The organism is Natrinema halophilum (assembly GCF_013402815.2).
In the GTDB taxonomy this organism is placed as follows: Archaea; Halobacteriota; Halobacteria; order Halobacteriales; family Natrialbaceae; genus Natrinema; species Natrinema halophilum.
Window position 1 is genome coordinate 3,071,971 of sequence record NZ_CP058601.1, and the last position, 19,544, is coordinate 3,091,514.

Here is a 19,544-nt window from a genome sequence, read left to right on the forward strand (position 1 = left end):
CTCGTGACCGGGCGGTCAGTAAATCGGCACGTGAGTTCCGCACGTGAAGTTATTTGTACCCTGAACCAGAAACTCCTCTCAATGTCTCTCACTGAGGAATCAACGCAACAGTCCGCGGCGATCCTCTACGACAACGTGAAGAAGCGATACGACACTGAATCCGAATCGATTCTCGCCATCGAAGATATTTCTCTCAGTGTCGATCAGGGTGAGTTTATTTCCGTCGTCGGTCCGTCGGGTTGTGGCAAGTCGACGTTGCTCCACCTCGCAGCCGGGATTTTCGATCCGACCGACGGTCGCGTCGAGATCAACGGGGTCGACGTCCAGTCGGACGATCACCAGAAGAACAGCGTCGGTCTCGTTTTCCAGAGCCCCGTCCTGCTCGACTGGCGGACGGTATACGATAACATCATGCTCCCGGTTACGGTGATGTCCGAGAACGGCGTTCTCGAACGAGACGAGGAATACTACCGGGAACGTGCATCGGACCTCCTTTCGATGACCGGCCTCGAGGAGTTCGCCGACGCGTATCCCCAGGAACTCTCCGGCGGCATGCAACAGCGCGTGACGATCTGTCAGAGCCTCGTGTACGATCCGGACGTGTTACTGATGGACGAACCGTTCGGCGCGCTCGACGCGCTGACGAAGGACAAGATGAACGCCGAGTTGCTCCGGATCTGGAACGAGACGAACAAGACGATCCTGTTCATTACGCACGACCTCGAGGAGGCCGTTTTCCTTTCTGACCGCGTCGTCGTTCTCTCTCCGCGGCCCGCGAGCATCCTCGACGTGATCGACGTCGACCTGCCCCGCCCGCGAACGAAAGAAACGCGCCACGACGAAACGTTCGTGGACCTGGTGTCTGATACGTATGAGTACTTCAGTGAGTGAGTTTCAGGCGCGTCTGAGCGCTTCGGCGGGTTCCGTACTGTCGTCGCGGACAGGACGGTGGGGCCTCTCGCTCCTCGGAATCGGTATCCTGCTGGTCACCTGGGAACTGGCAGCCGGCGTTTTGGATGTGGTTCCAGACTACGTTCTCGCAGCGCCGAGCGAAGTGGTCGTCACGTTTTTGGACCTGCAGGGGCTCATCTTCGAGAATCTATGGCCGACGCTTACTGCCGGTCTCCTGGGATTTTGCATCGCCGTAGTGCTATCGATAGTTATCGCCGTCCCACTGATCGTCTTCGACGGTTTGCGGAGGGCGCTCATGCCCGTCATCGTCGGTGCTAATTCCGTTCCGCGCGTGACATTGGCGCCGTTGATCATCTTTTACATCGGGATCGGGACCTACTCGAACCTGCTGATCGCGACGTGGATCGCGTTTTTCCCTATCTTTATCAACACGATCGACGGCCTCGATTCGATACCCGAGGAGACGGAGAACCTGATGACCGTCATCGGGGCGACGACGTGGCAGGAGTTCCGATACGTGCGATTTTTCAACGCCCTGCCGAGTATCTTCGACGGAATGAAAGTCGGCGTTTCCCTCGCGATGATCGGGGCCGTCGTCGGCGAATTCGTTGCGGGCCAGAAGGGGCTCGGTTTTCTCGCGCTATTCGGGTTGCGCGCTCTCAACCTCGACATGGTAATCGCCGTCGTCCTGTTGCTCGGATTGACGACGACGACGTTGATCTTCGTAATGTACCTGCTTCAGGACCGAATCGTGTTCTGGCAAGAAGCCAGTTTCTTCGCCACGGAGTAACAATGTGGGAATCAATCAAACTCGGCGCTCGTTCGCAGTACAGACGGAAACGATGGTCCATGGTCGTCGTCCTCGGACTGCTCGCGGTCTGGGAAGGCTACTCCAGATTCCTGAACACGCGTGGCAACACGTACTTCCCGAGCATCGAGTTCACCTATCGACAGACGATGGCGAACAAGGACATGATCGTGGACGGTATCCTCGTGACGTTCTCCGAAGCCATCCTGGCGTTCGTATTCGCCATGATCATCGGAGTTGCACTTGGCGTCCTCATCTCGGAAGTCGCGACCGTTCGTCAGATGTCCATGCCCGTTATCGTGTTCGTCTACTCGTTTCCACACGCGATTCTGGCACCGTTGTTCATCATCTGGTTCGGACGCGGAACGATGGCGGTCGGCCTGTTCGGCGCGTGGGTTGCGTTCTTCCCTGTCTTTATCAACACGCTCACCGGGATGTCCCAGACGAAAGAGGAGTTCAAGTATCTCGGAGACGTCATCGGCGCCTCCCGCTGGCAGATGCTGCGGTACATCAAAATCTGGGAGGCCCTCCCGCATATCGCCAGCAGCACTCGTATCGCGGTCCAGCTCTCCCTCGTCGGCGTCATTATCGCGGAATTCCTGGCGACGGGAGACGGTCTCGGATTCCTGATCGTCAGAGCAACTCAGCGTGCCGAGATCGGATTCGCGTTCGGGACGATCATCGTCATAATGCTGGTCGCGGTCGCCTTCTACAAGATCGTCTCCCTGGCGCTGGATCAGGTCGTGTCCACGTACAGCTGACCGTTTACTCGATTACGGACCCCTATCGTTTTCGGCTTCGCTGTGCCTGTCGACCCCATCGACCACCGACGCGTCCGTTAGGCGGCGTCGGGCTAGACCCCGATTAGACTGCTCTCCGGATACCTCTCATCGCGTTTCTGTACCACGTCTCCGGCTATCATCCCGAACGGCGAAAACAATCTGCGGTATCGACAATGGGTAGCGCAGCCCACAACGTCCACCGTGCCGTCAGTTCCGTCGCGAACGATTACTCGAACTCCGGAATCACTTCCTCGCCGAAGAGTTCGATCTGATCACGAACGAGTTCGGCGGGCATCCCCGAGTGGTGGAACCGGACTGCCAGATGGTCCAGCGGGAACCGATCGCGCATCTCCTCGATCTGTTCGGCGACCTCCTCGGGCGTTCCGAAGATGAACCGATCGTCGGCCAGTTCCTCGAAGTCTTCGACCGAGTCTCCCGACAAGAGCGGATGCGAGAACTCGCCGCCGTACTCGTCCATGTAGGTTCGGTGAACGTACTCCTTGCGCTCCATGACTTCCGCTTCGGTTCTTCCGATGACCGCTTCGCGCATGAGCGGATGTTCCATCGCGTCCCAGTCGGCGTTCTGAGACGCCGCGACCGCCCGTTGTTTCTCCTTTCGGTCCTGAACGATCTCGAGGTCGGCGACCACTCCCGGTACCCAGGCGTCGCTGAATTTCACCGAACGGGCGATCTGCTTGTCGCCCCAGCCGCCGATCCACAGCGACGGCCGCGGTTCCTGTATCGTCTTCGGCAACGGCTGCCAGTCTTCGACCGAAAAGAACGGACAGTCGTAGCTGATCGGCTCTTCGGCCGAGAGGAACTCGTCGATAAACTGAATGCCCTCGATCATCCGTCCGGCTCGCTCGTCCATCGGCACGCCGAACGCGTCGAATTCCTTTTCGACGTAGCCCAACCCGACACCGAGCGTCAGCCGGCCGCCGGAGATGTTGTCCAGCATGGCCGCCCGTTGAGCGACGTGCAGGGGATTGTACAGTGGCAGAATCATGACTGAGGTAACTAACTCGAGCGACTCGGTCGCCGTTCCGATGCTGGTCAAACGCGTGAGTGGCGACGGCCAATAGTTGTCGCCCTCGGTCGCCTGGTGGTCGTTTACCCAGCACGATTCGAAGCCGACGCGCTCCGCTAACTGACAATCTTCGGTGACGCCCTCCCAGGTATCACCACCTTCTATCGGGAAGATCCCAAATTTCATACCGAATAGAACCACCGCACGTCGGACCAAAAGTATTTTGACCTTCAGCGCCGCTGTCTCGGGTGTTTCTGCTATTTTAGTTCCAGCGCAGCCGCTATCCGCGCCGCCGACGATGGCGCCTACACGCTCGCAAGACTGCGGCGCGTCGAGCCCTCACTCGGAGGTGTCGATCGGATAGCTCTCGAGATCCGGAGACCGTGTGCTTCACCGAATCGGACCGCATCTTCGCCTCGTCGTCGATTCCTCACGACTCGTCGACATCCCGTTTGGCTCGGATAGTCGACCGTGGGGGTGTGCCTCTTGAAACCGCATTCGTCGATGTGAAAGACGGCGATGTCACACTCGCCGTACTCGACTTCGTGCAGTACGCTGTCGCACTCCGTGCATCGAGTACCCAAACAGAGGCTCGTTACCCGCATAAACCCTTCGACCTGCGAAAATAGACCGGTGACCTGACCGTCGAATCGGGACGAGATGGCGCGAATACCCAGTTCGGGGGTGCCGTTTGCTCGGCCTCGCTCGACCTGGTACTATCGGTCGCTTCACAGTTGCCGACACACGCTATTGGTACCTCGACTGACGTGGGATCATCCCTCGCTCGAGGCGCGCGCCGTCGTCCCTTTTATATGTTATAATTTCGATAGTATTGCCTAAGTAAAACTCTACATATTAGTAATAATATCTGATATTTAAATATTGAAGGTAAGGTAATTCGGAACGACGTCCCCTTAGTAACGTATTTTGTATACGATTTCAGAAGAATGCCATTACACACGGTGGGCCGGCTAAAAATCGCACTTTTAGTCTATATTGATACCAACAGGTCTAATAATCGACTAACTGTGGTTATCGATAGAAGATGACGTGAAACGCCGCTAAATGCCGTATTTGAAGTCGGAAACCGACGGATAGCTGATTATCATTCACCAGCCGTTTCACCAAGTCAATTTCATCTGATAGGGTCGTATTATTCAGGGATACGATTTAGAAAATAGCAAAATGACCATTCGAGATATAGTTATTAAAACAGTCATGTTTGGTGTTCTCCGTGGCCGAAAGAACCCCGATGACCCGGCGCCTGCTATCGGCCGATTCGCATCCGTCTACCGACTCGATGCGCTGGCGACCGAACAGGAAGGGAAGATTCTTCCGACTGCCTGCCGGAGAGATAGACATGAGTCAATTTACGGTCAGTGGTCGATTCAAGAGTCGAGACGGCTACGCGCCGTTCGAGACGACCATCGACGCCGAAAACGAGAACGTCGCCCGGGAACACGCCTTCTCTCAACTCGGCAGCCAGCACGGGCTCAAGCGGACCGAAATCGAACTCGACGAGGTATCCGAACGATGAGTCAACAGCAACTCCAGCAACTGTCCCAGGAACTCCAGGAAATCGAAGAACAGATCGAAGCCCTCCAGACCAACGTCCAAGCCATCCAACAGGAGAAAACCGAGGTCGACGAGGCAATCGAGGCCCTCAGATCGCTCGAGACCGACTCGACGGTTCAGGTACCGGTCGGCGGCGGCGCGTACCTCCGAGCGACCATCGAAGACATCGACGAAGTGATCGTCGACCTCGGCGCCGACTACGCCGCGGAGTTCGAAGAGGGCGACGCCGTCGATGTCCTCGAAAACAAGAAAGAACGTCTCGACGACCGAATCGACGAGGTCAACGAGGATATCGCCGAACTCGAAACCGAGAGCAGCGAACTCGAACAGCAGGCCCAGCAGATCCAGCAGCAGGCGATGCAACAGCAGATGCAGCAGATGGGTCAGGGTCAGGGCCCCGACGAGTAACGCGTCGGTCCTCACTCGCCACCCATGTTCGATAATTTGAAGGAGAAACTCGGAAGCTTCCGCAAAGACGCCGAAGAAGCCGCCGAAGAGAACATCGAAGATGTCGACGAAGACGACATCGAGGGCGCGGAACTCGACGAAGACGACATCGAGGGCGCGGAACTCGACGAAGACGACATCGAGGGCACGGAACTCGACGAAGACGACATCGAGGGCGCGGAACTCGACGAAGACGACATCGAGGGCGCGGAACTCGACGAAGACGATAGCGAGCCGGAGATGGACCAGCAGGAAGCGGAAGCTGACGAACCGACCGCCGGTCCGGGAGAGAGCGAACCGGCAGGAAGGGTGACTGCGACGGCCAACTCCCCCGGGTCACGACCAGCCGAGGCCCCTGGTCAGGAGCCTGCGGCCGACACCGAACCCGAATTCGCCGAGGAATCCGCCGAACCGGAGGAAGGGTCGGACGGGACGGCGTCTCGTGAGGACGAGACGGCTGTCGACGACGGCGACGAATCCCAAGACGACGGTAGTTCGACCGGATTCGGTGCCAAGGCCCGATCCCTCGTCAAGGGGAAGTTCGTCATCGAGGAAGACGACCTCGAGGGCCCGCTTCACGAACTCGAGATGGCACTGCTTTCGAGTGACGTCGAAATGGGAGTTGCGGAGGAGATTCTCGACAACATCCGCGACGAGTTGATCGGCGAGACTCGGACCTTTACCACCTCGACGGGCGAGGTCGTAGAAGAAGCGTTACACGATGCGATCTCCGACGTGATTAGCGTCGGCCAGTTCGACTTCGACGAGCGGATTGCAATCGAGGACAAGCCCGTTACTATCATCTTCACCGGCGTCAACGGCGTCGGAAAGACAACATCAATCGCCAAATTGAGTCAGTACTTCGAGAACCGTGGGTACTCGACCGTGATGGCAAACGGCGACACCTACCGCGCCGGAGCCAACGAGCAGATTCAAGAGCATGCCAATGCCCTGGAAACGAAGTGTATCAGCCACGAACAGGGCGGCGATCCTGCAGCGGTGCTGTACGACGCTGTCGAGTACGCCGAGGCGAACGACGTCGATATCGTCCTCGGCGACACCGCAGGTCGACTCCACACCAACGAGGGATTGATGGATCAACTCGAGAAAATCGATCGCGTTGTCGGCCCCGACATGACGCTGTTCGTCGACGAAGCGGTCGCCGGCCAGGATGCGGTCAATCGCGCGCGTGAGTTCAACGAAGCCGCCGAGATCGACGGGGCAATCCTAACGAAAGCCGACGCCGACTCCAACGGTGGTGCGGCAATCTCGGTCGCCCACGTCACCGGGAAACCCATCCTGTTCCTCGGCGTCGGACAGGGCTACGATGATATAGAACGGTTCGACCCGGACGAGATGGTCGATCGACTACTCGCCGACGAGTAGCCGACTACCGGTCATCATCAGAACTTCAGTTGTTTGCCATTTCGGAAGACACTTATTATTCGTCCGAGATGGCCCTGTATGAACCCTCCTCGCTCTCGGCGGGCGTTCCTCGCGTCGTTCGCGACGACCGCAGCAGTAGCGACGGGCGGGTTTCAGCGAAGCGCCTCCAACGGGGAGGCACTGTCGCTCGATTCAGGCCTCGTCCCTGCCGACAGGTACGAGTGCAGTGCAATCACGCGTCCGACTCCTCTCGCGCCGGCCGCCGAAGATGCACTCGAGCCGAGAACGTATCCGACGCCGCCGGCTGAGCTGATTTCCGACGACAATCGCGGTTCGATAGACCGTCCGTCGTCGCTTCAAAACAGCGCTCTCGAGTACGCCACGAAATTCGAGCGAGCGTATCGACAGAACGCGTTTCTTACTAAATATGGATCTGTAACGCGGTTCTTCGCCCTTCAGCGCACCGCCTCGCAGACGTCTCTTATCGACTCGTCTAACGCTGCTCACGCGGTTCTGGTTGCGATCGTTTACAATCTGACGAAGCAAACCCAACAGTCGCCGCCGAGCGACGAATGGGACATTCGCGCCACCTACTATTTCGACGACCGGATCGCTCTCCGGGCGCAGTATGATGGTATCGCTGAGAAACCGACGCTTTCCCCCGATCCCCGACGCGATGGCGAACTCGTCGCCTGTTTCGGATACAGATACCGATAGCTATCGGTTATCGACCGTCAACAGTCGACGCCACCCGTGATTACGAACTACCGGTGTTTGTTGCTTCTATCACCGACGCGCCTATTGCGATACGCTGCTTTGAACGGCGTATTTTGATCTTCTGCCCGAATTTCCGGCTTCCTCGATCGATAACGCCAACTCTTGGAGGCAATATTTACTGGTGAAAACGACCCACGTCATGATTCGCCGAGTTGCTTGACTGTATAGGCGAGGGGGTGTATTATTCGGTAAACAATGGTCCGCACGAATTTCGAAAGCGTCGGTTCTTTTGATTCTGCACGACTCACGAGGTGGGTCGTATGAATACAGTCGAAGAACACAAACAGGAGAAACATCCTCTCGACGTCATCGACGACGTCCACGAATACGCCGAAGAAAACCTGTCTTTCGAGGAAATCGAGGATCGAGCCGGCGGTGGCGAGTGGGAGCGCCTGAAGTGGGCCGGAATGTACGCCCAGAAGCAGGAGGGTTACTTCATGATCCGAACCAAGGTGCCTGGGGGATATCTGACACCGGAACAGGCCGAAGTGATCGGCGAGGTCACCGACGACCTGGCTGTCGCCCCCGAAGAGTACGGTGGCGAAGAACAGAACGAACTCTGGGGAGACGCATACCTCGATATCACGACCCGGCAGGACATCCAGAAACACTGGATCCGCGTCGAAGACGTGCCCGAAATGTGGGAGCGCTACGACGAGGTCGGGCTGACGACGGTACAGGGCTGTGGCGACTCAGCGCGGAACGTGCTGGGCTGCCCCGCGGCCGGACTCGACGACCACGAGTGTTTTAATGCACAACCGGTCATCGAAGCCGTCTCGGACTTCTTCACCGAGAATCGCGAGTACGCCAACCTTCCGCGGAAGTTCAAAATGACGATCACCGGCTGCGCCCACGACTGTGCGCAGTCCCAGATCAACGACGTCGGGCTCGTCCCCGCGAAGAAGGAGATCGACGTCTCCGGCGAAGCCGGAGGCTCGTCGGACTCGTCCGACGGTGGCGATCACCTCTACGGTTTCCACGCCCGCGTTGGCGGCGGCCTCTCCGACGGACCGCGGATGGGCTCCGAACTCGACGTTTTCATCAAACCCGAGGACGCTGTCGAGTTCTGTCGCGCCGTCGCCCAGACGTTCAAGGAAATCGGTGACCGCAACAACCGCGGCGTCTGCCGCATGCGCTACCTCGTAGAGCAGCTCGGTCCCGAGAAATTCGAGGAGGCGATCCGCGACCGCTGTACGATCGACCTGCCCACCGCCGGCCGGAACCTGACCGTCGGCTACCAGGGCGACCACGTCGGCGTTCGCGACCAGAAGCAAGACGGCCTGCAGTACGTTGGCTTTAACGTCGTCGCAGGCCGCATGGGCGGCGACGAGTTCGCCGCTGCCGCCCGCGCCGCCGAGAAGTACGGCACCGATGACGCCTCCGTCCGCCTGGCGACTGACCAGAACTTCCTCATCACCCACATTCCCGAAGAGAACGTCGACGACCTCCTCGCGGAGCCGTTCGCCCAGGAGTACAGCCCCGATCCGGGGCCGTTCTCGCGGGGTGCGGTCGGCTGTACGGGCAGTGAGTTCTGTAACTACGCGATCATCGAGACGAAAAAGCGAACCAAGCGTTGGGCTCGCGAGCTCGACGACCGTATCGACGTCCCCGACGACATCGAGGCCATCCGGATGCACATGTCCGGCTGCTCGGCGTCCTGCGCCCAACCCCAGATCGCCGACATCGGCTTCCGCGGCGAAACCGTCAAACTCGAGGACGAAGACAGTTCCAACGAGGAGGGCGACACCCTCGTCGAGGGGATGGACTTCGGCCTCGGCGGCTCGTTAGGTGCCGACAACGAGTTTTTGGACTGGGTCCAGAACGCGGTGCCCGCCGACTCCGTGATCCCGGCGCTCGAGCAACTGTTCGACGCCTATTCCGAGGATCGCAACGACAGTGAGAAGTTCTACCAGTGGTGTCGTCGCGTCGACAACGACCGGCTTCGCACGATCATGCAAGGGGCCGATGCGCCGGTCGCACGGGGTGTTGCCCATGGGGACTGACGGTGAGGACGATCGAAACGAGTCCAGAAGCTGCGGCGACGAGCGTCGATTCCCCCACGTCCCTGCATCGGACGACGATGACGACGCCGTCATCGTGCCCGATGCGAGCAGCGGTGAGGCACGCTCTCGCGAGGGCGCGGACCACGCTCGAGAGGGTGCCATCGCCACGGACGGCGGCGGGGCCAACGGCGACAGTTGCTCGCCCGATACCTGCACCTGCGGCGAGAAGACCCGGGACGGGACGGCGAATCAGCCCGTTGCGACCGACGGGGGTGACGCGAACGTAGCGAGTGAATCCTCGTCAGAGCTCCGCTCTGACGGTGCCGGCGTTGCCAACGTCGACGAGATGGGCGACCTCGGCGACCTCGAATTCACCGAGCCCGCCGAAAACGTCAGTCAGGACGTCGACAACGGTTCGCCCGACGCGCGCGTCGGAATCCCGGATGGCGCCGATCTCGAAACGCCGGAGTACTCGATCCGGTCGCAGATGAACGACATCGAGACGCCGGACGAAAAGACCTGGTTCATGGAATTAGACGAGGCCGTCATCGACGACGGCCGCTGTATCCAGTGTGGGACCTGCGTCGCCGCCTGTCCGTCGGACTCGATCGGGATCGGCGACGACGGTCTGCCGAAACTGGTCAAGATGTGTACCGGCTGTTCGCTCTGTTGGGACTTCTGTCCCCGCGGCGGCCTCCGGTACGAGCGCCAGTGGAAGATCACTGGCGGCGAGGACAACGTCAAGGGTGCCGGCGATCCGATCACGGAGTTCTCCGCGAAGGTCGAGGACGACCTGGACCGACGGGGCCCAGGACGGCGGCGTCGTCACCGGGGTCCTCGCAACGCTGCTCGAGGAAGGCGAGATCGACGGCGCGCTCGTCGCCACCGAGAGCGACGAGGAGGCCTGGAAGGCAGAGAGCTACCTCGCGACGACCACCGAGGAGCTCATCGAGAACGCCGGGACCGTCTACAACCAGACGATGGCCCTCGGCAACCTGAACTTAGAGCAGTGGGAGCACAAGCTTCCCGACAAGTCCTGGGACGAACTCAGTCTCGCTATCGTCGGTACGCCCTGTGAGATCGAGGGCATCCGCGCCCTGCAGGACTTCGAGTGGGACTACCAGGCACAGAACGAGGGCGTTCGCGCGGTCGACTATACGATCGCGCTGATGTGTACGAAGAACTTCAACTACTACAGCCTCATGGGCGAACAGTTGGAGGAAAAACGAGACATTTCGCCCGACGAGATCGGCAAGATGGACGTCCTCCACGGCAAGATGATGGTCTACGGCCACGACGGCGAGATGATCTTAGAGGAAGACATCGAGAACTTCCACGACGCTGCGCTCAAAGGCTGTGACGAGTGTGCCGACTTCACCGGCTTCTGTGCCGACATCACCGTCGGCTCCGTCGGCTCGTCCGACGAGTACTCGAGCGTCATCGTCCGCACCGAGCAGGGGATGAACGCCTGGGAGTTGACCGAGCCGAAACTCGATTACCACGACCTCGAGGACAAAAGCGCGGTCGGCAAACTCCAGGGCTGGGACAAGAAGAAGGCCTTCGAGAGCTTAGAGCGCCCCTTCGATCCGGATGCGCCTCGGTTCATCGACTACACGGACCACGCCGAGAACTACGGCACGGCGCTGAACCCGCACGATCAGGGGCACTGATCGAGCCCTCCTCTCTTCGCTCGCTTCCTATCCATCTCACCGCCTCGTTCACTTTTGCTATCCATCTCACCGCCGCTTCTCAAGCCCTCGAGCGGGTCCGAGCACGACGAGTGACACTGAGGAGCGTTCGACTCCTCTCACACCGGCTCGAACCGGTAGCCGTCCCAGTCCTGACTCTCGGGCTCGCGAATGCCGGCGCCGGGTTCGCGGAGTTCGTCGACGTGAACAGGACGGACCTCGTCGCCCGTCTCGACCTCACCGGTGGTCAGTTGGCCGATCGCACGGACCGACTCGCCGTCACCGTCGGACTTCGTCTGACTTTCCGAGGCCCCCTGGGCCTCGCTTACGTCGAACTCGACGATGGCGATGTGGTTGGGTTCGCGGACGCCGGGCGGCGTCGCGGTACTGGTCGTCCAGGTAACGATTTCGGCGGTGAATTCGCTGAGATCGATCGTTTCGACCGGCTCCGCGCCGTTCGGGCCGCGCGCGTGGCCGGGATAGCTGATCGAGCCGTCTTCGTAGCGGGTCGCGTCCATGCTCATTGTGCAGCCTCCATGATGGTGGTGATCACGCAGTTACCGAAGCCGCCGACGTTACAGCACAGCCCCGTCTCCGCGTCGACCTGTCGCGGGCCGGCCTCGCCGACGAGCTGTTCGTAGATCTCGACGCCCTGGGCGACGCCGCTCGCGCCGAGCGGGTGCCCCTTCGATTTGAGCCCGCCGGAGGTGTTGATCGGCAATTCCCCGTCGCGCTCGGTGTGTCCCTCCCCGACGAGCTTCCAGGCCTCGCCCTGCTCGGCGAATCCCAGCCCTTCCATCTGCAGGAACTCGAGAATGGTGAACATATCGTGGAGTTCGGCCACCTCGATGTCTGCGGGCTCGAGGCCGCTCATTTCGTAGGCCCCCGAGCCGCTGTCGACGACCCCGCCCATCACGGTCGGGTCCTTGCGCTCGTGGACGACGTGGGTATCGCTCGCGCCGTCGATCCCCGAGATGACGGCGTACTCGTCGGCGTACTCCTCGGCGATGGACTCGGGACAGAACATGAGCGCGGCCGAGCCGTCCGTGATCGGACAGAAGTCGTACAATCGCAGCGGGTCGGCGACGATCGGAGACTCGAGGATGGTCTCCTCGTCTACCGCCTTCTGGAACTGTGCGTTGGGGTTATCGATACCGTTCCGGTGGTTCTTGGCGGCGACGTGCGCCAGGCTCTCCCGGGGTGCGTCGAATCGCTCCAGGTAGTGGCGCGCGGTGAGCCCGGCAAAGGACGGCAGCGTGACCCCGTGTTTGTACTCGACGGGATGGCCCACGGAGGCGATGATGTCGGTCGATTCGGCGGTCGACCGATGGGTCATCTTTTCGCCGCCGACGAGCAGCGTCATGTCGCTGTCCCCGCTTACCACCGACCGCCACGCGGCGTATATTCCTGCGCCGCCGCTGGCACTCGTCTGATCGACGCGTTGGGTGTAGGCCGGTATCGTTCCAAGCTCGTGAACTAACGCGTTCATCACGCCGGTCATTCCCTCGAACTCGCCGCTGGTCATATTCGAGACGTAGAGGTGCTCGATCTCGTCCGCATCGACGCCTGCATCGTCGAGACACTCCGTTCCGGCCTCGGCGAGAAGGTCCATGATCCACTCATCCTCGCGGTGTCCGAACTGCGTCATCGACGCGCCGATCACAGCCACGCGGTCCGTCCGGCCGTCCGACGATCGTCGGTGAGCAGTCATAGACGCACACCGTCCGTTCCCGGTCGCTGGACAGTTCGCGGACGGTTCCACGGGCGGAGCTGGTCCGGCAGGTCGGACGAGACGACCGATCCGGAGATTCTCGATGGTCTGCGATCGATTACGGGGTAGCGAATGGGCTTATCGGCTCCCATAGTTCCCCTCGACGCGCTGCGTGAATCCCTGCAAGACGAGCGACTGGCGGATTGGTCGCAGCGCCAGCGTCGGTACCCCGAGACTGCTCTGGAATCGGGTTTCGGTCGCTTCTTCGGTGACTCCGGCCGCGTCGTCGGTGTCTGTCTGTGGCGACGGCAGTTCGTTCAGGGCTGCCACCACCGTATTACTTATAGCCATCACCGACAAATGCAACGAACACATACATAAATTCAGTGTGGTGAACTACACCATGGTTGTGCGGAATCGACGGTGGAATGGCTCGTAGTCGCTGATGCCGGTGAAAATAAACGTTTAATAGTTTATTATGGATGGTCATAGCGGACGCGGCGTTCGCTGAGGCCGGACGGAGAGCCTCTGTACGGGATCCGAACAGCGGCCGACCGTCGCTCAGATCACCACGCCGGACTGCAAAATTGCGATCGTGATGGTCAGGGCAGGAATCGAAAGCAGCGTCGTCAGAAACACGCAGGTCGAGACGTACTCCGAAACGAGCACGCCGTCCGAGCGGGCGCTGCCGGCGAACTCGATCATCAAAACGAGCGGTGTCACGGCGGCGGGCATCGCCGTCTCGAGGACGAACACGCGCGCGACGGTAGGGTTTTGGAAGCTCAGCGCGGACGCGACTCCGAGGCCGACGACGGGTGCGACCCCCAGCTTGAGAGCGGTCGCGGGCCACGCCCGCGAGACTGCGGCGGCCGTATCCGTACGCGCGAGCTGGATCCCGAGAATGAGCAACATTAGCGGAATCGAGGCGTCGCCGACGAGCTTGAGCGTTTCCATGCTCGCGGTTTCGGCGGCTGGAACGAGATCAAGTGCTCGGACGCCCAGCGCCGCGACGACCGCATACACCAGCGGAATGTAGAACACTCGCCGGACGCCCTCGAGGCCGGCGGAGCCGCTACTCCGGGAGGCGACGTAGACGCCGATGGTGTACATCAAGACGGACTGAACTGAGAGAAAGAGGACGGCAGTCTGGCGGCCGACGTCGCCGAACGCGAAATCCGAGACGGGAACGCCGAGATTTCCCGAGTTGCAAAAAATCGTGACCAGCACCAACCCGCTCAACGCCGGTTCTTGCTCATCAACGGCACGTCCGACGACCTCGGCGATTGCCCACATCGCCGCCGTGAATGCGGCGATCCCGACCGCGATCCGCAGGAGCGTCGCCGCCTCGAGTTCCGTGACGGCGAGGCTATGGAACACCAGCGCAGGGGCCAGGACGTAAATGACGGCCGTGTTCAACGGCTCTGGGTCGATATCCTTGACAGTGGCCAGAACGTAGCCCACGCCTGCGATAGCGACGATCGGTCCGATAGCGGAGGCGAAAATACCGAGGAGGCCGGTCATGGGTCGGCGCCTGCGCTCGTCTGGACGCATTCGATATACGAGGGAGTCGGCAGAACGGCGGTGAGTTGGTGCATTTGCGGCCAGGTATTCTCTGCGCCCGATATGGAGCTTTCGATATCTGAAGGGGCTGTATGTCCCGTCGAACGAACGAACGCCAGCAAACTCAACCGGGTTAGTCGGGGATGGCGGGTCGGCTGCCGAAACGGCGATCCCTCTTTACGTGCTTCTGGTCACAAAGTGCAGCGACGACGGGAGAGCGGTCACGTCTCGAGTCGGTTTCAGTCGACCAGCGGCGGGTTTCGCCCGTATCGTCGACTCTGGCGACGCATGTGGTTCGTCGTCAGCGGTTAGTGGACCGATTCCGAGTCTGGGATTTACCAATGCGGAGTCCATCGCCCAGATTCGAATCGCTCTCGGCCCGTCTCAGCAACGTCACTCATCGAGCACAGCGCCGACGCCGGCCGATTCGGACTGCGTTTTCGAGGGATACCGAATCGAACGGACGGTAGTTTCACATATATATCCATTATTATTTTCATTATTAAATAATGTTATTGTAGTTTCATACACAAATATTAAAACATTTTGTAGTGTAATGCCGTAGCATGGTAGAGGATGACGCTCAAGTTACCGGTATCGAGGAAGTGAGCCAGGTCTCGGTTTCACGCCGCCGAATGTTACAGGCGAGCACGACGACGATCGGCGGAGTAGGGATCGCCAGCAATGCGAGCGCACACGGGGGCTCAGACCCGTGCGAACAGGTGGTACCGGACCTCGCAATCGTCAATCGGGACGACCAGCCCCGTTCCGTCGAAGTGGCGACGGAAAACGACGATGCGGCACCGATGCACGGTCATCGGACGATGCGGATCGAACCGGGCGACACTCGGACGATCGACGCCATCTCGTCGGCGGTCGAAGAAGACCGCGTCCATGCGATGGTCGACGAAGACGAGACGGTCGTTCAGGAACTGGCTGCACTCCGTCCCGAACGGTTCCGACACGGAATCCAGATCACGATCCACTCGGGCGAGACCCGCGTGGAAACCCAACACGCCGACTTGCCCCCAGTCGAGCAAGCACGGATGCTCGCGAGGTGCGAGGAATGAGTGCTATTTCCGTCTACGTGTATCCAAACACGCGATCCGAAGACGATCTCGCGAGGATCGCAAAGAACGCAGTGGAGGCCGGTCTCGAGGGTATTACTTCGGACTCGAGGATCGGCGGGTACGACGTCGAGATCCGTAACAGGTATCCGAACCAGCGGGCAGGGAGTTTGCGTGGCTTCTTCGACGCTTTTCGAACCTGGCGGGAACGGAACGGGTTTACCGGTACCGGCTGTCACCTCGGCATCGGTAGCGGCTTTGGCGGCGGCCTCGCAGATAACGGGCAGTATTCGAACGCGTTTAACGGGGACGCCAACTGCGTCGTTGGTGGCCGATCCGGCGGCGGAAGTTTCTTCAAAAACGCCGCGATTCAGGAGACGTTGCATACGTTGATCGATCCCGGCCTTCCACAGGTTTCTCAGATGATCGGGCAGAACGACGAACACACCCTGGGAATGATTTATCAGGATCGGTCCGTTTCTCCGATGGTCACCGGATACGTGCGGCGGGGACTCGGGAATTCGGGGACCTGTAGAAATAACCTGAATGCGGGCCAGCGGACCACGAATACGTCCCCGTGTTCTGCGGACGCCGTGGAATACACCTGGATCGATCGCACCGGCGGCCGCGACGGTGGCGACGGAGGCGGCAATGACAGGGGCGGCAACGATGAAGGCGGCGACGGAACCCGGGGCCCCTCCGTGGACGTCAGGGTCAGCGCCACAGAAGTGGACGTCGGCGAAACGATCCAGTTCGACGGCCGCAGATCGTCTGATCCCGACGGTTCGATCCAGTCCTACGAGTGGTCGTTCGGCGATGGTTCGACTGCAACGGGAGGGACTGTTCAGCACGCCTACGAATCGCCGGGCGACTTTCAGGCTTCGCTCACTGTTACGGACGACGACGGATTCACCGACACGGGATCGTTTTCGATCACCGTCCAGGGCAGCAGGACGGCCGGAAACTGCGGTGACGTGAGCACTGGGGGCGAAGTAACCGGCCGTCTCGCCGGCTGGTGGGACGGGAACAAGTATCAGTACGCGAGCGCGCTCGCGAATCCATGCGAGGTGACGATCACGATGGAGGGGCCAGGCGACGCCGACTTCGATCTGTACGTCACGACCGATGGGCGGACGCCACGGTCCAACAACTACGACGAAAAATCGGACGATCCGAACAGTCGGGAGTCGGTTACGGTCAGCAACGTAACCCCGGGCCAGCAGTTCGGCATCCTCGTCGACTCCTATAGTGGAGCCGGTTCCTTCCGGCTCAGTGTAACGGAACGCGGCACGTAACGGGAGTACTGTGGGATTTCGGCCCGTCTTTCGGCTCGCGAGTTTCCCGTTCCATCCTCGTAACACAATACGTTCGAACGGTCTCGACCGTGGCGGCTATGAATGCGAACGGAAGCGCCAACTATTCGGTTTCGTTCGACCGAAGGCGCTTTGTGCGACTACCGACTGGTATTCCACATGAATCCCTCGAGCTGGCGGACATATCTCGTCACACAGGCGTCGCTTTCCGGCGATCGATCGACGCCCGAAATCGTCCGCAAAGCCATCGACGGCGGCGTCGACGCCGTCCAACTGCGTGAGAAAGACTCGAGTGCTCGATCACGGTACGAACTCGGCCACGAACTGCGCGAACTGACCGCCGAGGCGGGCGTCGACCTCATCGTCAACGACCGGATCGATATCGCACGTGCGATCGATGCGGATGGCGTTCACGTCGGCCAGTCGGATCTGCCGGTCGCGGCCGCCCGGAACTTGCTCGGCTCGGACGCTATCGTCGGTTGCTCGGCGTCAACGGCTGCGGAGGCCAGGAAAGCTGAAGCCGAGGGAGCCGATTACCTCGGCGTTGGTGCCGTCTACGGAACGTCCTCGAAGAACGTCGCCGACGAAAAAGACGGGGTCGGTCCAGAGCGGATCGCCGCGGTCGCCGACGCAGTCTCGATTCCGCTCGTTGCGATTGGCGGCATTACTGCCGACAACGCCAGTCGGGTCGTAACGGCAGGTGCTGTCGGTGTGGCGGTCATCAGCGAGATTACGGCGGCTGCGGAGCCACGGGCCGCAACCGAATCGCTCGTTGGGGCCGTCGAAACGCCGAAGGCAGTCGATACCGGAGCTAGACCAGAATGAGTGTGACAGACATCGCCGCCGCCGACCTTGCGGACTCGGTCCGGATCGTCCGACAGACGGAGCCGCTCGTGCAGTCGCTGACCAACACGGTGACGATCAACGACGTGGCGAACGTGACGCTCCACTGGGGCGGATTGCCGGTAATGGCCGACTCGTTCGGTGACGCCGGTGAGATGGCCGAACTCGCACGCGCTGTGCTGATCAACACCGGCCAGGTACCCGACGGCCGTGTCGAGGCCATGCACGAAGCTGGTCGGAAGGCAAACGAGCGCGGTATCCCGGTCGTCCTCGACCCCGTCGGTGTGGGGTCGACACCCTCACGTCAGGCAGTCGCCGAAAGCCTCCTCTCCGACATCGACTTCACTGTGATCAATGGAAACTACGGCGAGATTAGCGCGCTTGCGGGCGTCGAAGCGGAAGTCAAGGGGGTCGAATCCGTCGGCGACTACGACGCGATCGACCGGACGGCGCACTCGCTCGCCGAGTCGACCGATGCGATCGTCGTCGCCTCGGGCATCGACGACATCGTTGCGGACGCCGACGGCGCAGTCCGACTCACCGCCGGCCACGAGATGCTGGGCGAAGTCGTCGGTACCGGTTGTATGCTCGGCGGGACCATCGCAACGTTCTGCGGTGCTATCGACGATGCCTCGACGGCCGCCGTTCACGGCACGCTCGGATTCGGCATCGCCGGCGAGCGCGCGGCCGACCTCGAGTACGCGGGGCCGGGGAGCTATCGGACGAACTTTCGTGATGCGGTTTCGGGGATTACGAGCGACGTCGCCGCCGCTCTCGACCTCGAGGATCGCGTCGAGACGGTCCACTGAATCGACCGAATCGGCTCCGAGCGTCGCTGCCCACCGTCACGAAAGACGAACTGTACTGAAACTATTTTAGTATGGCCGGCCGAACTGGAAACTATGGCACGAGACGAACTCGAAAACGCGGCTGAGTCGATCGAACGGGCGGCAGACGAAACGTCAGATGACACGGCAGCGGACCGGCTCCAGACCCAATCGGAAAAGTTCGCGGAGTACGCTACGGCCGACCGCGGTCCCGATCACGGTCAACTCGCACGCCACGAACACATTCTGAACGAAATCGCCGACGACGAAGGCGGCAACGTTGCATCGAACATCGAGGACGCACTCGAATCGATCAGCGCATTCCGCGAGACGGTCGAGGGCGTCTAGCGGTCCGATCACGGTCACGGTTCGGTGTCTCGAGGATCGTCGGCTACCGGGTCGGTCGCCGAGAGTTGGTCGGTCGACGGGAGACGGCGGGTTACGTTTTCGTCGGCCGTCGCCTCAACGGCCTTTCGATGAAATCTCAGCATCCGAGTAGCGGCGAAGTCGACCGGTCGACTTCCGTCTCGGTACGTGGATCATCAGCTGTCGACTCGAATCGGGCCCACCTCGAAGTAGACGAGACCGGTATAGATCGATCCGAGTACGAGCGAACTGACGAACAGAACCGTCCACAACGGCGGCTCTGATGGCTGGCGTATCGTGGCAACTCCGTATGCCATCCAGAGCGCTCCGACGGTGATATTCGCTCCCTGTTTTACCGCATGCTTCGACCGCGAATCACCCATATTTGGTGTCCCGAGGTCGGTTGTATTAAAATAACAAGGATTGAACTCCTGTCGAACTCTGCTCGATCT

At 60.5% G+C, this 19,544-nt stretch carries 19 protein-coding genes and 1 pseudogene; 14 read left to right on the forward strand and 6 right to left on the reverse strand.

The genetic code is table 11. From position 1 onward, the window contains the following. Positions 1-81 precede the first annotated feature (81 nt). Genes HYG82_RS35530 through HYG82_RS35540 form a run of 3 tightly spaced genes read left to right on the forward strand, consistent with a single transcriptional unit; the run spans position 82 to position 2,481 of the window. Positions 82-891 carry an ABC transporter ATP-binding protein gene (locus HYG82_RS35530; protein WP_179262077.1) on the forward strand — a complete coding sequence of 270 codons (810 nt, stop codon included), beginning with the start codon at positions 82-84 and terminating at the stop codon, positions 889-891. Beyond that, positions 872-1,702 (forward strand): ABC transporter permease, encoded by an 831-nt coding sequence (locus HYG82_RS35535; RefSeq protein ID WP_179262079.1) that lies wholly within the window; start codon positions 872-874, stop codon positions 1,700-1,702. The genes HYG82_RS35530 and HYG82_RS35535 overlap by 20 nt, the downstream gene beginning before the upstream one ends. Before the next feature lie 2 nt (positions 1,703-1,704). Continuing rightward, positions 1,705-2,481: an ABC transporter permease gene (locus HYG82_RS35540; protein ID WP_235217715.1), complete on the forward strand. Its 777-nt coding sequence runs from the start codon at positions 1,705-1,707 to the stop codon at positions 2,479-2,481. Positions 2,482-2,728: 247 nt separating this feature from the next. Here the strand turns inward: HYG82_RS35540 and HYG82_RS35545 are convergent, their stop codons facing one another. Beyond that, positions 2,729-3,715, reverse strand: coding sequence for an LLM class flavin-dependent oxidoreductase (locus HYG82_RS35545; RefSeq protein WP_179262083.1), 987 nt, complete (start codon positions 3,713-3,715; stop codon positions 2,729-2,731). Positions 3,716-4,889: 1,174 nt separating this feature from the next. Here HYG82_RS35545 and rpl18a point away from each other — a divergent pair. The 6 genes and pseudogenes from rpl18a to HYG82_RS35575 all read left to right on the forward strand — a co-directional run bounded on the left by rpl18a (position 4,890) and on the right by HYG82_RS35575 (position 11,387). Then, a complete protein-coding gene (gene rpl18a, locus HYG82_RS35550; protein ID WP_179262085.1) occupies positions 4,890-5,066 on the forward strand; it encodes a 50S ribosomal protein L18Ae in 177 nt (58 codons plus the stop codon). Further along, on the forward strand, positions 5,063-5,512 hold the full coding sequence (gene pfdA / locus HYG82_RS35555; RefSeq protein WP_179262087.1) for a prefoldin subunit alpha: 450 nt from the start codon (positions 5,063-5,065) through the stop codon (positions 5,510-5,512). Before rpl18a ends, pfdA begins: the two co-directional genes overlap by 4 nt. A gap of 24 nt (positions 5,513-5,536) precedes the next feature. Continuing rightward, positions 5,537-6,937, forward strand: coding sequence for a signal recognition particle-docking protein FtsY (ftsY, locus tag HYG82_RS35560; RefSeq protein WP_179262089.1), 1,401 nt, complete (start codon positions 5,537-5,539; stop codon positions 6,935-6,937). A 78-nt stretch (positions 6,938-7,015) separates the two neighbouring features. Further along, complete coding sequence (locus tag HYG82_RS35565) at positions 7,016-7,654, forward strand: hypothetical protein (protein WP_179262091.1); 639 nt, start codon at positions 7,016-7,018, stop codon at positions 7,652-7,654. Positions 7,655-7,974: 320 nt separating this feature from the next. Next, on the forward strand, positions 7,975-9,717 hold the full coding sequence (locus tag HYG82_RS35570) for a nitrite/sulfite reductase (protein WP_179262093.1): 1,743 nt from the start codon (positions 7,975-7,977) through the stop codon (positions 9,715-9,717). Further along, a pseudogene (locus HYG82_RS35575) lies at positions 9,707-11,387 on the forward strand (Coenzyme F420 hydrogenase/dehydrogenase, beta subunit C-terminal domain). Before HYG82_RS35570 ends, HYG82_RS35575 begins: the two are co-directional and overlap by 11 nt. A 137-nt stretch (positions 11,388-11,524) precedes the next feature. Here HYG82_RS35575 and HYG82_RS35580 read toward each other — a convergent pair. From HYG82_RS35580 to HYG82_RS35595, 4 genes are all read right to left on the reverse strand, one after another. After that, positions 11,525-11,929 (reverse strand): PhlB family protein, encoded by a 405-nt coding sequence (locus HYG82_RS35580; protein WP_179262095.1) that lies wholly within the window; start codon positions 11,927-11,929, stop codon positions 11,525-11,527. Continuing rightward, positions 11,926-13,116, reverse strand: a complete 1,191-nt coding sequence (locus HYG82_RS35585) for a thiolase family protein (RefSeq protein WP_179262097.1) — start codon at positions 13,114-13,116, stop codon at positions 11,926-11,928. The genes HYG82_RS35580 and HYG82_RS35585 overlap by 4 nt, the downstream gene beginning before the upstream one ends. 138 nt (positions 13,117-13,254) lie before the next feature. Further along, on the reverse strand, positions 13,255-13,467 hold the full coding sequence (locus HYG82_RS35590; protein WP_179262099.1) for a hypothetical protein: 213 nt from the start codon (positions 13,465-13,467) through the stop codon (positions 13,255-13,257). A 210-nt stretch (positions 13,468-13,677) separates the two neighbouring features. Beyond that, on the reverse strand, positions 13,678-14,637 hold the full coding sequence (locus HYG82_RS35595) for an AEC family transporter (protein WP_179262101.1): 960 nt from the start codon (positions 14,635-14,637) through the stop codon (positions 13,678-13,680). Positions 14,638-15,242: 605 nt separating this feature from the next. Between HYG82_RS35595 and HYG82_RS35600 the strand changes: the two genes are divergently transcribed. The 5 genes from HYG82_RS35600 (at position 15,243) to HYG82_RS35620 (ending at position 19,074) form a co-directional block, all read left to right on the forward strand. Further along, positions 15,243-15,746 carry a hypothetical protein gene (locus HYG82_RS35600; RefSeq protein ID WP_179262103.1) on the forward strand — a complete coding sequence of 168 codons (504 nt, stop codon included), beginning with the start codon at positions 15,243-15,245 and terminating at the stop codon, positions 15,744-15,746. Beyond that, a complete protein-coding gene (locus HYG82_RS35605; RefSeq protein WP_179262105.1) occupies positions 15,743-17,038 on the forward strand; it encodes a PKD domain-containing protein in 1,296 nt (431 codons plus the stop codon). The genes HYG82_RS35600 and HYG82_RS35605 overlap by 4 nt, the downstream gene beginning before the upstream one ends. A gap of 177 nt (positions 17,039-17,215) precedes the next feature. Next, positions 17,216-17,881, forward strand: coding sequence for a thiamine phosphate synthase (gene thiE / locus HYG82_RS35610; RefSeq protein ID WP_179262107.1), 666 nt, complete (start codon positions 17,216-17,218; stop codon positions 17,879-17,881). Continuing rightward, a complete protein-coding gene (gene thiM, locus HYG82_RS35615) occupies positions 17,878-18,708 on the forward strand; it encodes a hydroxyethylthiazole kinase (protein ID WP_179262109.1) in 831 nt (276 codons plus the stop codon). Before thiE ends, thiM begins: the two co-directional genes overlap by 4 nt. A 93-nt stretch (positions 18,709-18,801) precedes the next feature. Beyond that, complete coding sequence (locus HYG82_RS35620) at positions 18,802-19,074, forward strand: DUF7553 family protein (protein ID WP_179262111.1); 273 nt, start codon at positions 18,802-18,804, stop codon at positions 19,072-19,074. Positions 19,075-19,268: 194 nt separating this feature from the next. Here the strand turns inward: HYG82_RS35620 and HYG82_RS35625 are convergent, their stop codons facing one another. Beyond that, the gene (locus tag HYG82_RS35625) at positions 19,269-19,475 is read right to left on the reverse strand and encodes a hypothetical protein (RefSeq protein ID WP_179262113.1); all 207 of its coding nucleotides are present in this window, start codon (positions 19,473-19,475) and stop codon (positions 19,269-19,271) included. Between the last annotated feature and the right edge of the window lie 69 nt (positions 19,476-19,544).

Bases quoted from the DNA above. Each gene is read 5' to 3' on its own strand.
- HYG82_RS35530 (WP_179262077.1), top strand. From the start codon at position 82: ATGTCTCTCACTGAGGAATCAACGCAACAGTCCGCGGCGATCCTCTAC.
- HYG82_RS35535 (WP_179262079.1), top strand. From the start codon at position 872: ATGAGTACTTCAGTGAGTGAGTTTCAGGCGCGTCTGAGCGCTTCGGCG.
- HYG82_RS35540 (WP_235217715.1), top strand. From the start codon at position 1,705: ATGTGGGAATCAATCAAACTCGGCGCTCGTTCGCAGTACAGACGGAAA.
- HYG82_RS35545 (WP_179262083.1), bottom strand. From the start codon at position 3,715: ATGAAATTTGGGATCTTCCCGATAGAAGGTGGTGATACCTGGGAGGGC.
- rpl18a (WP_179262085.1), top strand. From the start codon at position 4,890: ATGAGTCAATTTACGGTCAGTGGTCGATTCAAGAGTCGAGACGGCTAC.
- pfdA (WP_179262087.1), top strand. From the start codon at position 5,063: ATGAGTCAACAGCAACTCCAGCAACTGTCCCAGGAACTCCAGGAAATC.
- ftsY (WP_179262089.1), top strand. From the start codon at position 5,537: ATGTTCGATAATTTGAAGGAGAAACTCGGAAGCTTCCGCAAAGACGCC.
- HYG82_RS35565 (WP_179262091.1), top strand. From the start codon at position 7,016: ATGAACCCTCCTCGCTCTCGGCGGGCGTTCCTCGCGTCGTTCGCGACG.
- HYG82_RS35570 (WP_179262093.1), top strand. From the start codon at position 7,975: ATGAATACAGTCGAAGAACACAAACAGGAGAAACATCCTCTCGACGTC.
- HYG82_RS35580 (WP_179262095.1), bottom strand. From the start codon at position 11,929: ATGAGCATGGACGCGACCCGCTACGAAGACGGCTCGATCAGCTATCCC.
- HYG82_RS35585 (WP_179262097.1), bottom strand. From the start codon at position 13,116: ATGACTGCTCACCGACGATCGTCGGACGGCCGGACGGACCGCGTGGCT.
- HYG82_RS35590 (WP_179262099.1), bottom strand. From the start codon at position 13,467: ATGGCTATAAGTAATACGGTGGTGGCAGCCCTGAACGAACTGCCGTCG.
- HYG82_RS35595 (WP_179262101.1), bottom strand. From the start codon at position 14,637: ATGACCGGCCTCCTCGGTATTTTCGCCTCCGCTATCGGACCGATCGTC.
- HYG82_RS35600 (WP_179262103.1), top strand. From the start codon at position 15,243: ATGGTAGAGGATGACGCTCAAGTTACCGGTATCGAGGAAGTGAGCCAG.
- HYG82_RS35605 (WP_179262105.1), top strand. From the start codon at position 15,743: ATGAGTGCTATTTCCGTCTACGTGTATCCAAACACGCGATCCGAAGAC.
- thiE (WP_179262107.1), top strand. From the start codon at position 17,216: ATGAATCCCTCGAGCTGGCGGACATATCTCGTCACACAGGCGTCGCTT.
- thiM (WP_179262109.1), top strand. From the start codon at position 17,878: ATGAGTGTGACAGACATCGCCGCCGCCGACCTTGCGGACTCGGTCCGG.
- HYG82_RS35620 (WP_179262111.1), top strand. From the start codon at position 18,802: ATGGCACGAGACGAACTCGAAAACGCGGCTGAGTCGATCGAACGGGCG.
- HYG82_RS35625 (WP_179262113.1), bottom strand. From the start codon at position 19,475: ATGGGTGATTCGCGGTCGAAGCATGCGGTAAAACAGGGAGCGAATATC.